Origin of the sequence: Runella sp. SP2 (assembly GCF_003711225.1) — a bacterium.
Taxonomy (GTDB): domain Bacteria; phylum Bacteroidota; class Bacteroidia; order Cytophagales; family Spirosomataceae; genus Runella.
Genome location: NZ_CP031030.1, coordinates 7,140,743 through 7,155,118 on the forward strand (window position 1 = coordinate 7,140,743; position 14,376 = coordinate 7,155,118).

General features: G+C 44.3%; 15 protein-coding genes. 4 read left to right on the plus strand and 11 right to left on the minus strand.

Features of this window, described 5'->3' with window-relative positions:
• Window positions 1–73 precede the first annotated feature (73 nt).
• A complete protein-coding gene (locus DTQ70_RS28735) occupies window positions 74–661 on the minus strand; it encodes a diheme cytochrome c-553 (RefSeq protein ID WP_122933998.1) in 588 nt (195 codons plus the stop codon).
• A 23-nt stretch (window positions 662–684) separates the two neighbouring features.
• Window positions 685–1,674 (minus strand): ScyD/ScyE family protein, encoded by a 990-nt coding sequence (locus DTQ70_RS28740; protein ID WP_122933999.1) that lies wholly within the window; start codon window positions 1,672–1,674, stop codon window positions 685–687.
• A 431-nt stretch (window positions 1,675–2,105) separates the two neighbouring features.
• Between DTQ70_RS28740 and DTQ70_RS28745 the strand changes: the two genes are divergently transcribed.
• Genes DTQ70_RS28745 through DTQ70_RS28760 form a run of 4 tightly spaced genes read left to right on the plus strand, consistent with a single transcriptional unit; the run spans window position 2,106 to window position 8,078 of the window.
• Entirely contained in the window at window positions 2,106–2,393 is a 288-nt protein-coding gene (locus DTQ70_RS28745; protein WP_122934000.1) for a nucleotidyltransferase family protein, read from the plus strand.
• Window positions 2,377–2,820 carry a DUF86 domain-containing protein gene (locus DTQ70_RS28750; protein ID WP_122934001.1) on the plus strand — a complete coding sequence of 148 codons (444 nt, stop codon included), beginning with the start codon at window positions 2,377–2,379 and terminating at the stop codon, window positions 2,818–2,820. Before DTQ70_RS28745 ends, DTQ70_RS28750 begins: the two co-directional genes overlap by 17 nt.
• A gap of 11 nt (window positions 2,821–2,831) precedes the next feature.
• Window positions 2,832–6,536: a DNA polymerase III subunit alpha gene (dnaE, locus tag DTQ70_RS28755; RefSeq protein ID WP_122934002.1), complete on the plus strand. Its 3,705-nt coding sequence runs from the start codon at window positions 2,832–2,834 to the stop codon at window positions 6,534–6,536.
• Window positions 6,537–6,584: 48 nt separating this feature from the next.
• Complete coding sequence (locus DTQ70_RS28760; protein WP_122934003.1) at window positions 6,585–8,078, plus strand: hypothetical protein; 1,494 nt, start codon at window positions 6,585–6,587, stop codon at window positions 8,076–8,078.
• Between the two features lie 86 nt (window positions 8,079–8,164).
• Here DTQ70_RS28760 and DTQ70_RS28765 read toward each other — a convergent pair whose 3' ends face one another.
• The 9 genes from DTQ70_RS28765 to DTQ70_RS28800 form a co-directional block, all read right to left on the minus strand.
• Window positions 8,165–8,587 carry a putative toxin-antitoxin system toxin component, PIN family gene (locus DTQ70_RS28765; protein WP_122934004.1) on the minus strand — a complete coding sequence of 141 codons (423 nt, stop codon included), beginning with the start codon at window positions 8,585–8,587 and terminating at the stop codon, window positions 8,165–8,167.
• Window positions 8,588–8,592: 5 nt separating this feature from the next.
• Window positions 8,593–8,832 carry a hypothetical protein gene (locus DTQ70_RS28770; protein WP_122934005.1) on the minus strand — a complete coding sequence of 80 codons (240 nt, stop codon included), beginning with the start codon at window positions 8,830–8,832 and terminating at the stop codon, window positions 8,593–8,595.
• Between the two features lie 13 nt (window positions 8,833–8,845).
• Entirely contained in the window at window positions 8,846–9,589 is a 744-nt protein-coding gene (locus DTQ70_RS28775) for a M23 family metallopeptidase (protein WP_122934006.1), read from the minus strand.
• 18 nt (window positions 9,590–9,607) lie between these two features.
• Window positions 9,608–10,504 carry an SMP-30/gluconolactonase/LRE family protein gene (locus tag DTQ70_RS28780; protein ID WP_122934007.1) on the minus strand — a complete coding sequence of 299 codons (897 nt, stop codon included), beginning with the start codon at window positions 10,502–10,504 and terminating at the stop codon, window positions 9,608–9,610.
• A 127-nt stretch (window positions 10,505–10,631) separates the two neighbouring features.
• On the minus strand, window positions 10,632–11,750 hold the full coding sequence (locus DTQ70_RS28785) for a TlpA disulfide reductase family protein (protein ID WP_122934603.1): 1,119 nt from the start codon (window positions 11,748–11,750) through the stop codon (window positions 10,632–10,634).
• Between the two features lie 145 nt (window positions 11,751–11,895).
• On the minus strand, window positions 11,896–12,912 hold the full coding sequence (locus DTQ70_RS28790; RefSeq protein WP_122934008.1) for a LiaI-LiaF-like domain-containing protein: 1,017 nt from the start codon (window positions 12,910–12,912) through the stop codon (window positions 11,896–11,898).
• 12 nt (window positions 12,913–12,924) lie between these two features.
• Window positions 12,925–13,095, minus strand: a complete 171-nt coding sequence (locus DTQ70_RS30925) for a LiaI-LiaF-like domain-containing protein (protein WP_164490258.1) — start codon at window positions 13,093–13,095, stop codon at window positions 12,925–12,927.
• Window positions 13,096–13,152: 57 nt separating this feature from the next.
• Window positions 13,153–13,746, minus strand: a complete 594-nt coding sequence (locus tag DTQ70_RS28795) for a PspC domain-containing protein (RefSeq protein ID WP_122934009.1) — start codon at window positions 13,744–13,746, stop codon at window positions 13,153–13,155.
• 162 nt (window positions 13,747–13,908) lie between these two features.
• A complete protein-coding gene (locus DTQ70_RS28800) occupies window positions 13,909–14,376 on the minus strand; it encodes a GNAT family N-acetyltransferase (protein WP_122934010.1) in 468 nt (155 codons plus the stop codon).

A 14,376-nucleotide genomic window follows, 5' to 3' on the forward strand; every position in this document is an offset into this window, starting at 1 on the left:
GGACAAGGCTATCGCCTAGCCCTCCTAAAAAGGAGGGCTCAAAACGAGAGAATTACGTCAAGGATGGGGTTAGTTACTGCAACTTATCAGGCGCAATAGGCATCGGCACGATGTTGTTGACAGGTGGCGTGCTCTTCAAGTAGGCAAATACCGCTTGCAGGTCTTCTTCAGCCATGTTTACGTAGTTGGGCCAAGGCATCGGAGGCAACAAAGGGCGTGCGGTCGCAATCCCTTTTGATTTACCCTGCGTGAGGGCAATCTTGAACTGCTCAAACGACCAAGAACCAATTCCTGTGGTATCGGAGGTCAAATTGGCCGCAAAGCTCATTCCCCAAGGGCCAACGGCCGACGTACCGTCGCCGCCAAGTAGCATCCAGCCACTTTTCAACGCGTCGGGGGTGACTTTCGCAATGGGACGGTCAGCGGGGTAGCCTGACAAGTGGCGACCTGGTACTTCTTCTGGCCCTTTCGGACCCAGCTGCTTGGGCGAATGGCAGTCTTGGCAGCCCATGATGCCGACCAAGTATTCACCACGCTTGATAAGCGCCGAGTCCGATAGTTCCAGTTCAGCCTTGGCTGTGTCCTTCGACTCTTGCGAAGGTTGACAAGCTGCAATAAAGAAAACGAGTAGGGCAAATGCGTAAATAGGATAGCTTTTCATTGTTGTAGGGAAAAAAGATTAAATTAGTATGTTAGTTTTTGAATGGTTCCAAGGGCATAGCTCAAAAGGTAAAATTCGCGGTTTCCGCTGCGTTCGATGTCGGTTGGCATCATGATGCTTGGAAGTAATACTTTGCCTTCTTCGTTGACCACTTTACCCGAAAGCGGCTGAAAGCCCGTTGCGCCAAACTCCGCCATCTGAATCGCCAATGGCTTGTTGTTTTTAGAAAGGGTCAAATGCGACAAAGTCGTAAAACCTGTTTTGTACTCACTTACGGTACCGTCGGTCGTTATTTGGTACATTTTAGCATTACCCGGGGCAAACGGAAACCCGCTGAGCGTTGTCACTAAGAAACGCGTACCGTCAAACACGATACCAGTAGGTACAGACTCTACTTTCGGAGCCGCATCAGGGATTTTGGCAAACAAGCTCAATTTACCAGTGGCCTTGTCGCGTTTAAAAATGGCATTGGCACCTGCGTCGGCGATGTATAGATTGCCATCGGGGCCAACGACCAAATCATACACGTTAGAATTGATAGGGTTGGTAAGATTGAGGGTACGGATGTAAGTTCCTAAATCCTCCTTTTGGGCAGTGGCTATATTGAGAGGAGCATCCCCAGCCTTAAATGAAGCAACATCAATAGTATAAAGCATTCCACTAACACCGTGAAGCACGTACAATTTCCCGTCGTGGAAAAGAGGGTGGCTCATGCCTTCAATGGCCCCGTTGGCAATGACCGAAGGGAAGCCCGTCATAGCCGTCGTTTTTGTTCCTTGGGGGGTAATCATGACGATGCTTGCGTCGTTTTTACCCGTACCAGCTTCGGTGACCCAAAGCTGTCCTTTGGTGTCGAGCGTGAGCCCAATGGGAGCGCGTAATTGATCTACAAAATTGGCCGCTGTCAATTGCTCTGGCTCAGGCACGACTTCTTCTTTTTCATTACAAGCCACAAGCCAACCAACCAATACGACAGTCGAAAGTGATAACCAAAATGTGCGGGAAGTTTTCATAAAAGAATGAGTTTTGAGTGAATAGTAAACTGCACAAATATCGTATCGAATGGACTGAGGGTGTTAACTCAAAATGGACATTCTTTGTCTCATTTTTGACATTTGAAAAATTTTGATGTAAAAAATTTCAATTTTTATTAACTCATTTTTGACTTTCTTTTGCTCATTTTTGACAAAACGCCGTTTTTAGCCCATTTAAAGCGGGATTGTGTTAATTTTGAGTTTGGGAAAGAGGAGAATAAAACTGGTGCCGCTAAACTGATATTTTTTCAATGCCAATCATCATTTTACAACTCTTGTTTCTTTGCTTATTCTGCTCTTGCTCTTGTTTTGCGCAACAGGCGTCCTCACTACTACAGCAATTTTAGCGGCTATTCTCTTCTGCTTTCTAGCAGAAAACCGTAACTTTGGATAGAAAATTTAGTTCTACTATGCAATCTCTGACAACCATCATTCAGTATTTAGAAAGCTCACTGTTTTTCCAAACCTATAATTTGGAGAAAATTGGCATTTTTGGCTCAGTAGCACGTGAAGAGGATGCAAATGACTTAGACTTATTGATTGATGGTGACCCAAGTGACTTCAAAAAATGGGTTCAATTCAAGGAAAAAATTGAAGCTGATTTAGCTATTAAAGTAGATATTATGTTTGAAAAATACGCCGACCCGATTATTCTTTATCGTGCAAAAAAAGACTTAATCTATGCAACAAGACATTAAAAATGATTTGGTTTATTTGCTCAGAATGCTTGAATCAATTGGAAAAATACAGCTGTACATTGCTAATTTCGATAAAGCTATTGAGTTTTTTCGAGCTAATGACCAACAAAATTTCAATGCTTCTCTTATGTTACTTATTAATATTGGAGAGCAGTCCAATCGAGTAAGTAACATTCTTAAAATAAAACATTCTGATTTAGCATGGCTTCAGATAAAGAGTTTTCGTAATCGTGTAGCTCACGACTATATTGGTATTGACCGATTTATTGCATTTGACATTCTTCAAAACGAGTTGCCTACATTGAAACGCCAATTAGAACAAATTATACGTGTGGAAATGTTAGATGGTAATTTTGATAGAGAAGAATACAAACTCGCTCAAAATAGTGAATACTATACTCATATTGACTATAAAAATATTGAATAATCTCCCCAATTATGCAATTCTCCCACCTCCACTGCCACACCCAATATTCCCTACTCGACGGGGCGGCAGATATTAAGAAACTGTTTAAAAAGGCCAAAGCTGACGATATGCCCGCCATTGCCATTACTGACCACGGCAACATGTTTGGCGTATTTGAGTTTGTGGCCGAAGGACATAAACAAGGCATCAAACCCATCGTGGGCTGTGAGTTTTATTTGGTAGAAGACCGCCACAAAAAACAGTTTACCAAAGAACAAAAAGACGTTCGCCGCCACCAATTGCTGCTGGCCAAAAACGCCGAAGGCTATCGCAACTTGGCCAAACTCTGCTCGCTGGGCTTCATCGAAGGGATGTACGGCAAATACCCACGTATCGACAAAGAACTTCTAGTAAAATACCACAAAGGACTCATCGCCACGACTTGTTGCATTGGGGCAAGTGTACCACAGGCTATCATCAAAAAAGGTGAAGAGGCTGGACGCCAAGAGTTTAAGTGGTGGCTCGATTTGTTTGGGGATGACTATTACGTCGAAATCCAACGCCACGGTATTCGTGATCAAATCATTGCCAACGAAGCCTTGCTCAAATACGCCAAAGAGTTCAACGTCAAGGTGATATGTTCCAATGATAGCCACTATGTAGAACAAGACGACGCCAACGCTCACGATATTTTGTTGTGTGTCAATACGGGTGATAAACAATCAACACCTACCAACAAGGACTTTGATGACGAAAATCCGATGCCCAAAGGCACGCGCTTTGCGTTTTTCAACGATGAGTTTTATTTCAAAACCAAAGACGAAATGCTCAAAACGTTCAGTGATTTACCCGAATCGCTGGACAATACGCAAGAAATCGTTGACAAAGTAGAATTGTTAAAGCTCAATCGGGATATTTTATTGCCTAACTTCCCCATTCCCGACGAGTTTAAAAAGCACAGTATTTCGCAAATGATTGAGTTCAACGGTAAAATGAAAGAACTCACCGCCGACGTGCTCAATCAGTGGGAATACCTCAAACACTGGACTTTTGAAGGCGCCCGTAAGAAATACAAAGAAATTACGCCCGAAATTGAGGAACGACTCAACTTTGAGCTGAATACCATCAAAAACATGGGTTTTCCTGGCTACTTCCTTATCGTAGCCGACTTTATCCAAGCGGGGCGCGACATGGGCGTACTCATTGGGCCAGGGCGGGGGTCGGCGGCAGGGAGTGCCGTCGCCTATGCCATCGGAATCACCAACATCGACCCCATCAAGTACGACCTACTTTTTGAGCGTTTTTTGAATCCTGACCGTATCTCCATGCCCGATATTGATACGGACTTCGACGACGAAGGCCGTCAACGGGTGATAGATTATGTAGTGCAGAAATACGGTAAAAATCAGGTAGCCCAAATCATCACCTATGGTACAATGGCCGCTAAATCGTCGATTAAAGACGTGGCGCGGGTAATGGACTTACCGCTGCAAGAGGCCAATGCCGTGGTAAAACTCGTGCCCGATAAGCCTACTTATGGCATGAACCTCGACAAGGTTTTCAAAGTGCCTCTCGAAAAAATGGCGGAGGTTATCACGCCCGACGAGGTAGAAAACCTAAAAAAACTGCGTGAAATGCTGAAAGGCAACGACCTGACGGCCAAAGTCCTTAAAGAGGCTCAAAAGCTCGAAGGAACCGTCCGCAACGTAGGTATTCACGCCGCGGGGATTATCATTGCACCTTCTGATTTAACCGACTTGATTCCTGTCAGTACCTCCAAAGAATCAGACTTACTAATTACTCAGTACGAAGGAAAAATCATTGAAGATGCGGGGGTTATCAAGATGGACTTCTTGGGGCTTCGCAACTTGACCATCATCAAGGAAGCCCTTCGAATGATTGAGGCGAACCACGGAGTTAAAATTGAGATTGATTATATTCCACTGGACGATGTCAAAGTTTTTGAATTGTTCCAACGAGGGGATACCAACGCCGTTTTTCAGTTTGAATCCGACGGGATGAAAAAGTACATGCGCGAACTCAAACCTGACCGTTTTGAAGACCTTATCGCCATGAACGCCCTGTATCGTCCAGGCCCAATTGCGTACATTCCTAACTTCATCAACCGTAAACACGGCCGTGAAAAAGTAGAATACGACCTCCCCGAAATGGAGGAGTATTTGGCTGATACATACGGAATTTGTACTTATCAAGAGCAAATTATGTTGCTTTCGCAGAAAATGGCTGGCTTTACCAAAGGGGATGCCGACGTACTGCGGAAGGCTATGGGGAAAAAGCAGATTGAAGTTCTCAACAAGATGAAAAGCAAGTTCATCGACGGCGGAAAAAATAAGGGCCTTGATGAGAAAAAACTCGATAAAGTCTGGACCGACTGGGAAGCTTTTGCCTCGTATGCCTTTAACAAATCGCACTCTACTTGCTATGCCTTTGTAGCTTACCAAACGGCGTATCTCAAAGCCCATTACCCTGCCGAGTACATGGCGGCGGTCTTGACAAGTTCACTGGGAAACATCGAAAAAATCACGTTCTTCCTCGAAGAATGTAAAGCCCTCGGGATTCCTGTACTGGGGCCTGATGTCAACGAATCGGAACGTCGTTTTGGGGTAAACAAACGCGGCGAAATTCGTTTTGGATTAGGCGGAATCAAAGGAACAGGCGACGCCGCCGTAGAAAGTATCATCGAAGAACGAACCAAAAACGGGCCTTACAAAGACCTTTTTGATTTTATCACTCGGGTAAACTTGCGTACAGTCAACAAGAAAACCATCGAATCGTTGGCCTATGCGGGAGCGTTTGACTTGTTTGAAGAATACCACCGCGCGCAGTACTTCACGGCCGCCGAGGGCGAACAGCAAAACTTAATCGAAAAACTAATCAAATACGCCAACGCCGTTCAAGCCGATAAATCCAACGCACAAGCATCGCTGTTTGGTGGTTTTGGCGGAGGTGGCGCCGATATTGCCAAACCTAAAGCACCTAACGTCGAACGATGGAGCGATATTGAGCGGTTGCGTTTTGAAAAAGACGTGGTTGGCTTCTACATTTCGGGTCACCCGCTTGATATGTATCGTCTAGAATTGACCAACTTCTGTACCTGTACCCTCGACAAGGTGATGCTCACTTCCGAAGTTACCGAAACCAGTGATACCGAAGAAGGCGATACGCCTGCCGTTGCCAACGTAGAAATCGGCGGCCGTCCGCTCTTGTTTGGAAAAGATATTACCGTAGCAGGTATTGTGAGTAGCAGCCAAGTTAGAACTACCAAAACAGGAAACCCGTTTTGTATTTTTAAGCTCGAAGATTATGCAGGTTCGATGGAAATGGCGCTTTTTGGCGAAGATTTTGTGAAGTTTTCGGCTTACGTCCAAATGGGACACTTTTTGTTTGTCAAAGGCAAAATTCAAAACCGCTGGAAACAAGAAGATCAATACGAGTTTAAAATCACGTCGATGCAGCTTTTGAATGAAGTTCGTGAAAAACTCACCAAGGAAATCAAGTTGCAGTTGGATTTAGATTTACTGGATAGCGGTCTTGTAACCAAGCTCAACGAAGCCGTACAAGCCTATCCGGGTCACTGTGCGCTCACGGTATCGGTTGTGGATCATCAAAGTCGGACGGAGGTGAAACTTCAATCACGAACGCACCGAGTCGCGCCTACCAACGAATTTTTTAAACTGATAGAATCAATGGGAGGGGTGAATTTTTCGGTCAATTAAATCGACAATTACTTACGCCTTTTTTCGTTTATTAGAAAAAATTGCATTATGAAATATCCTCTCTACGGCCTTTTTGCGCTTTTGTTTACACAAATCCTAAAGGCACAAAATGCCCAAATTACCCTCAAAATGGCACCTGAGGCCACCAATTTTTCGGTGTCGCTGGTAACGGAAAAAATAAAGTTTCAGCCTTCGCCAGCCATTGGTTTGGCCGACGTTGAGTTTCTAAATATTGGTTATTTTGAAATTACCAACCAAAAAGTCGCCAATGCGGAAGTAGAACTTACTGAACCTCAGTTGGTACGCCTTCAAATTGTCCCTACTTCTGCGGGGGCTTCGGCTTATCAGCCTGGTAATCAAAGTTTTAATCGGGTGTTGTTTATCAGCCCCAATGATAAACTGACGGTGACAATTCATCCCAATAAATCACTGACTTTTGAGGGAACAAATGCTTATTACCAAGAGTTTTTGCGGGATTATTTCAAAGAAAACTTATACGAATACTTGCCCGTATTTGGCTACAAACCCACCAAAAATGACAACAGCATCATTTTGCCAAAGGTGGACAGCCTGCATCAAGCTCGTTTGCAGCGTTTTCAAACATTGAAAAGCCAACAACCCATCAGCGAGGCGTTTGATGCGTACATCACGGCGACCATCAATACCGAAGCGTATCTGACCCGTCAATTGGTATTGGATAAAAAACTCCGTGAAAGTCAGGGTGTTCAGCTGAAGTCGAATCAGCGCCAAGAAATTGAGAACTTTACGCTTCAAAATTTCAAAATCTTGCCCGATGCCGCCCTCATGAGTGAGCCGTACCGCCGCGAATTGGTAAATCATATCCTGATTCCTATTACCAAAAAATACCCAACGGATTCGGCACAGCGCTACATTTTGTCGGGGGACGCATTACAATTAGCTTACCAAGAAAGCGACGAACAGCTACGAGCCTATCCCAAACAACGCGCTTACTTACTCACACATTGGGTTGATTATGCGGTAGCGTTTAGAAGCGACATGACCGCCGCTCGCAGTTTATTGGAAAAATTTGAACGTGCGTACCCATCTTCCGAGCTAATTCCGTATTTCAAGCAAAGCATTACGGCCAAAGAAGGTATGTACGTAGGAAAGGGCGCCCCCAACTTTTTACTTAAAGACCGTGATGGTAAAGAAGTAACCCTCCAAAGTCTGCAAGGTAAGCCCATTTGTATTGCCTTTTGCTTTAATCTAAAACAACACGAGCTTATTTTTAAACCGCTCGAAGAAGCTTATAAGGGTCGTTTAACGTTTGTTTATCTCAACGTTACACCCAATACTTCTTTTGAGCTTTGGCAATCGTTGACCGAAAATCGTCCGAGTGTTGTCCATCTTTGGGCTTCCGACGAAGACGCACAAAAATTAAAAGAAACCTACGCAACCACCATGGGTTATCCGTTCGTATTGATAGATGCGCAAGGAAAGATTGTAGAACGCTGGATTCCGCAAGAATTTCCTGATAACAAAACGCTTCAAAAAGAGTTAAGTGGATTGGTAAAGAAGTGATTGGTTTCGTGAAGAGAATCGCCGCAACGGGTAACCATGCGGCGATTTTTTTATCGTATTATTTCAAGTGGCAAAGTGTTAATTTGTCACCAAATTTCCTCCAATATATCTATGAATTTTTTCATGCTTACAATTTCAGTTGTAGCATAATTTTGAAGTTGCAGCAAGTCTGGATCACCAGTGATTAGATACGTTGCTCTACCATCTCTTGCTAGGCTTAGTAAATAATGGTCGTTTCTGTCACGCCCTATTTTTACCTGAGAGGTCACGATTACTTTAACAGCAAACCCTTGAAAATATCCCAAAAACGTTTTAACACTAGCGGCGTCAACGCCCTTTGTCTTGAAGTAGTTTTTTCGCGGAAAACTTCGTATCTCTTTAATTAATTGGTCACAGTACAAAAACTCTATTGTATCTAAGTGATAGGTCAATTCTACAAATCGTTCTCTTGTGATACCCCCAATCAACACACTTGCAATTAGATTGGGATCAATGATGACACGTATCATACAGATTATTCAAAGTTTCCTTCTCGAACTTCTCTGACAGCCTTAGTTACTTCAGATTGATTGGAAGTACGGTTGGGTAATTGCGTCAAGAAATCTCTCATTCCCTGGGCAGCTTTCAACGCTTTTTTGGTGGGAGGGGGCGACGTAATTTGTCGTTCTATTTTTACAAAATCCAACGACTCCAAGTACCGAAGTAAAGCTTCAGCCTGTTTACTTTCAGAAAGTGTAAGCGTAACCTGAGTCATAGCCTATAATTTTTTATCGTATTATTTCAGCACTCGCTAACCAATCGTAGGTATTTACAGGATGAGGAAGCGCTTCGGGCGTTAGTTGAAGATACATCATGTGTAAATGCGTGCCTGAGCGGGCTTTTGCAGCATTAAGCCCTGTACGTCCGACTTCCGCTATTTTCTGCCCTAAAGCGATTTCATCGCCTGCTTCTACCATTACTTTGCTGTGGTGGGCGTAATAAAATAACCCGTCGAGGCAAGGGTCATAAATCCACACAAAATTGCCGCCTCGGTACAAGCTTTCGTGCGACCAATTCGTTTCGGTTGCTACTACAATACCAGGGCGCATCGCCAACACATCCACGGGTTTATCTGTCTGATCATCAACGCTATCTTGGTTGCGGTCATAGACAAAAATATCGTGCGCAGGATGGCTTCCTTGTACGGAATGATCGAATAAATTAAAGCCTTTCGGGCGAAAACCCGACCCATGCCCTCCGATGTTGTTGGCATCGTAGTCGCGCAAAGGAAACACAAATCGAACCGAATCCGTGCAGTTTTGCTGGCGATACGGCTGAGTTACTTGGCGCAATTCGCGCAAAATGGCCTGAAAGCGCAATTGCGCCGAATCAGGCGTCAGGGTTTGTTCACGAATCTGCGTATTCAAATCTTGAAAAGCCATTCCCAACGTTATCATTTGTTCGCGCGGGGCATCCGAACGAGCGGCTAGTAAGCCTAAAATCAGAATGATAAGAGCGTTAAACTTCTGCATTTAAACGTATTAATGGGGTTATTTCTTTCCTAAAAAAGCTTGCATCATTGTCCACTCTCTACCAGGAGCGTCGGCGGTAAAAGTTTCCATACAGCCCCTGTCTTGTAAAGTGATGTAGCAAGTTCGCCCTTTTTTGCCTCCAAAACAAATATTAGACACACTTTTGCCTTTGGTTTTGATGGTTTTGACAATCTTTCCATCGGGCGCTATGACGGCCACTTCTCCCTTGCCATGGCGTGTGATATACAGGTTCCCGTTGGCGTCACAGCGCATTCCGTCCATTCCTCCGTCGGCAAATTGTATCAACAATCGTTTGTTTGACAAGCTTCCATCCGCGCCAATGTCGAAAGCCCAGACGTTACGCTGCACGCTTTCATTGACGTATAGTGTCCGCTCGTCAGGACTCACATCAATGCCGTTGGTTGTTCCCATCGAGGGAGCGACAATTTTGGCTTTTCCTTCGGGCGACACGTGCCAGACTTGCCCCGTACCAGCTTTCCAGTTGGGGTCCGAACAAAAAATGTGTCCTTTGCTCGTAATCGCCAAATCATTGGGTTGATTCATGCTTGGTTCGTGGCAGTGAACAGTCACTTGCTTCGTTGCTAGGTTGACTTTCAATACATTATGGCCTGTAAAGTCGGCAACATAAAAAGTATTGGCATTGCCAAAACGTATCCCATTGCCTGTACTTCCTTTGGGTAAGGTCAAAAAAATCGACGTTTTGTTGCGTTTGGGGATTTGGGCAATGGTACCATCCATGGCATAGTTGACGGCATAAACATTGCCTTCGCCATCTACCGATGGGCCTTCGCAGTTGTTGGTAAACTCATGTTCACGGGTAAAGTCGGAAGTTTGGGCAAGGGCTCCGAGTCCAGATAACGCAGTAAGAATAGTTGAGAGGTAAAAATGGCGCATGGTTTCGCTGGTTTTAGAATACTGTAAAGATTAAGGTTTGACTCAAAATAAAAAAACTTTCCAAGTGACGAACACCTGAAAAGTTTTCATGTTTTATTTTTCTAGCAGTAAAAAGCGAGAAGTACGCCTAATTATTTACTTTCAACACTTCTTCCAATTTTTTCTCAAGCGCTTCACCACGAAGATTTTTACCGATAATTTTTCCGTCTTTGTCCAACAAGAATGTTGCAGGAATACCGTTTACACCATACGTTTGGGCCGCAGCCGATTGCCAATATTTTAAATCAGATACGTGACTTGGCCATAACAAACCGTCTTTTTCAATAGCTTTGACCCACGCGGTTTTGTCTTTATCAAGCGATACGCTAAAAATCTCGAAGCCTTTGTCTTTGAAACGATTGTAGGCTTTCACCACATTAGGGTTTTCTTGGCGACAAGGCCCACACCACGACGCCCAAAAGTCAATCAAAACTACTTTTCCGCGAAGCGATGAGAGGCTTAGAGGCTTGTCGCCTGTTGTGTTTAGGGTAATTTCAGGGGCACTGTCACCAATCTGAATTCCGCGCATACGTTTGGCATTACCGACAAAAATCTGTCCTTGCTTCATGTTAGGGCGTTCTTTCTCAAACTTCTGAGCCAGGTCGAAAATAGTACTCATTTCTACTTCTGGGTTGAGAAAATTGGTCGCAAACAACGCAGCCAACGACGTTCCCATCTCTGGAATCATGGCCTTCACTTTGGCCGTAAAGTCCTTGCTTTCTGCTTCAAATGCCTGCTGAATTTCGGCTATTTTCTTGCTGTCTTTCTTTTGTTCAGCTTTGGCGTATTCATCTTGCCATTTGGCCGATTTTTCTGACATTACCTTATAGAGTCCCAACAACTTCTGGTAGTAATCGTTGTTGGCCGAGCCTTTGATTTGCGCAGCGCCATTTTCCGTTCCATCCGCAGTAACTTCGATGTTTTCACCGCCTTCAATCAACACAATGAAACGCTGTTTCTTAGCGATGTTGACCTGATACACAGTGCCTTCGTCAAGTTCTTTCCGCTTAAATGTAAAACGTTTATCGCTTCCTACGGTTACTGAATCTAGCACCACCAAAGGCTGAGTGCCAGGAATTTCGAGATATACTTTATCGTTGGCTTGCAAGGTCTTAGCCGACCCCGATATGGTAAAATCTTTGGGTGTGCTTTGTGCAAAGAGCGTTATGCTTGCCAATAATGCCGAGGCAGTCAGTAGTTGTTTCATTGTTGTGCGAATGTTTGCCAATAGTGAACGAAAAAAGGCCGCTTTTGTTGCGTGTGTTACAAAGGTACAAAAAACAAAAATGCTGCCAGTCATTCTGACCAACAGCATTTTTGAGACTATTTATTTTTCAAGTTATTGGTTTTATCTAGTAGCGATTCACCTCCAAAGAAGAGATACCACCCTCGTACGAAATTTTGATTTTTTTCTTCGCCGAGTTATAGTTAGAGGTGCGATACAAACCGCTGCTGATTTTTTCAAAATTGTCGAGGTCTTTTGAGTTGAGTGCTCCGTCGATTTTAAATTCACAACCTACTGATTCGGGGATGTTAATTTCAATAGACGCCACTCCAGCTTCAATGTCGATTTGCGCATCATTTTCAACGTTTTCGCCGAGTCTGAGGTCAACTTCGGCAGCACCTGCACCGAGTTTTACTTTTTTCACCCGATAGGCCGACAAGTCGAAATTTCCTTTTCCAGCACCAAGCCCCAAATCGAAAGTCCAAGTAGGTTTGTCGCTCAAACGCATCTCTACGCGGTTATCCATGTTGTCAAAATCACGAATACGGATTTTCTTACGGCCCGTGCTGTCTTTGCTTTCCATTTCAAAGTCCACCACGCTTGTTTTGGTGCTTTCGTTTCGTTTTGCCGTCATGACATAGTTACCAAACTCCGTTTCAGCATCCGCTTCTACCAGTTGTGAAGTAGTGCCTTCAATGGTAAACTCTCCCGCCCCAGCGCCAAATTTCAAAGTTGCATCGGCAATATTTTCGGTAAATGGCTCAGAAAAGTGGGTTTTCCCGTCTTTTGAATACGTATCAGAGCGTTCTTCGTAGTCGTTGCGGTGGTTATGGTGGTCGTCATCATCGTCGTCAAAATCGTCGATGTTGAACTCAAAACCACGGTCATCCCAGTCGTGAAACTTTTTATTGGCACCATTAATGATGGCCGATGGAATCGCTAAGGCAATCAAAATGGCCGTTACTACCCCAGACCAAGATTGTTTGAGTAACAAAACGCCCCCTGCCAATATCAATAAAACAGGCCAAAAACGAAGCGTGAAACCCCAGTCAATGTGGAACCAACCGAGGGTTTTGGCCAAAAGTACCAACCCAAAGGCCAGAAGTATAGAACCCCAAACGAGGGTATTAGAGGATTGTTTCATGGCGAAGTGGGGTTAAGAAAGATTCTTGATTTTATCTTTAAAGATGAGTAACGCCCCTCCGACAATCAACACAACAGGTAAAAAGTAACGCTCGAAATCAAACCAATCAAACAACTCACGCATGAGCAAGAGGCCGCCGATTAATACGAGGAGAATTCCCCAGAAAGTGCTTCGATAATTCATGGCAATCAAAATTTAGAGGTGTAAAGAAGTAAACGTTTTTTAGTGAGTATTACGGCATTAAGCTTTTGGCTCATCGGGGCTTTTGTCTTCTTTTGGTTCGTCCGAAGATGGCGTCGTTGGGGCGGTCGGTTCGGTAGAAGCAGGCGGCTGCCACGAAGAGATAGGAGCTGAGTCCGTCCACGAAGGGGTAGCACGGTCACTATCCACCGAGGAAGTTGGCGTTCCGCTTTGGGAGTTGTTGTGTCTCAAAATCAAAAACAAACCAATGCCAATCAAAATCGCCGCTGGAATGTACTTTTGTAGGTGCATCCAGTAGAAAAGACGGTCGAAAAGCATAAATCCGCCAATCAAAAGTAAACCGTATCCTACGATTTCTATTCCACGATTACTGGTTTTCTTAGGAGCCATATCGTCGGGATACTGCCAACTATTCTCCAACCCAACGGCGGGAGTTGATGATTCGCCTACTGGTAAGGCTACCCACAGAATGATGTATAATAATACGATGGGAAACCCTTTCGCAAAAATCATTAGGACGATAAGGATAACACGCATCAAAGCTTTGTCCATTCCGAAATAATCGGCAAGACCAGCAGCGACACCGCCTAAAACGGCTTCACTTTGTATTCGGCGTAAGGGCTTATTGTTCATGGCTATGGTTGATTTATAAGTGATTGTTAAAAGTTGGTTTGTGTGCCGTCGGGCTTTATTGTTGATTCAAAGGTACTATGCAATGCAAGGTAATAAAATATTTTTTACGACCAACGGTTAAAGGACAAAATGAATGGAGAATTTTGGGGATGAGGTGGAAGCCTAGGAATGGAGATTTTTCTCAAAATACACTACGTCCGCCTCTGGATTGAAATTATAAGGAGAGATTGGCTGAAAGCCGTAGGAAGTATATAATTTTACGGCAGCTTCCAAGCGTTGTAGGCTGTCTAAACGCATGGTATGGTAGCCCAATGATTGAGCGGTTTGGAGCGCAACGTCCATCAATTCTCGCCCCCAGCGCTTACCTCGGTAAGTAGGGCGGATATACATTCGTTTTAGTTCACAAATGCTTTCATCTAGTTTTCGCAGGGCAGCACAGCCTACAAAACTGTCGTCTTCTTCCAACAACCACAACTCGCCGACAGGTGGGCCATACATGGTCGGAAGGATTTGGAGTTCGTTGTCGAACTTCTGAAACTGCAAATCAATGCCAAGGCTGGTGGCGTACTCTTTGAAGAGTTCGACGGCCTCAAGGTAGTGTTCAGAAGTTCGAGCAACGATGATATTCAT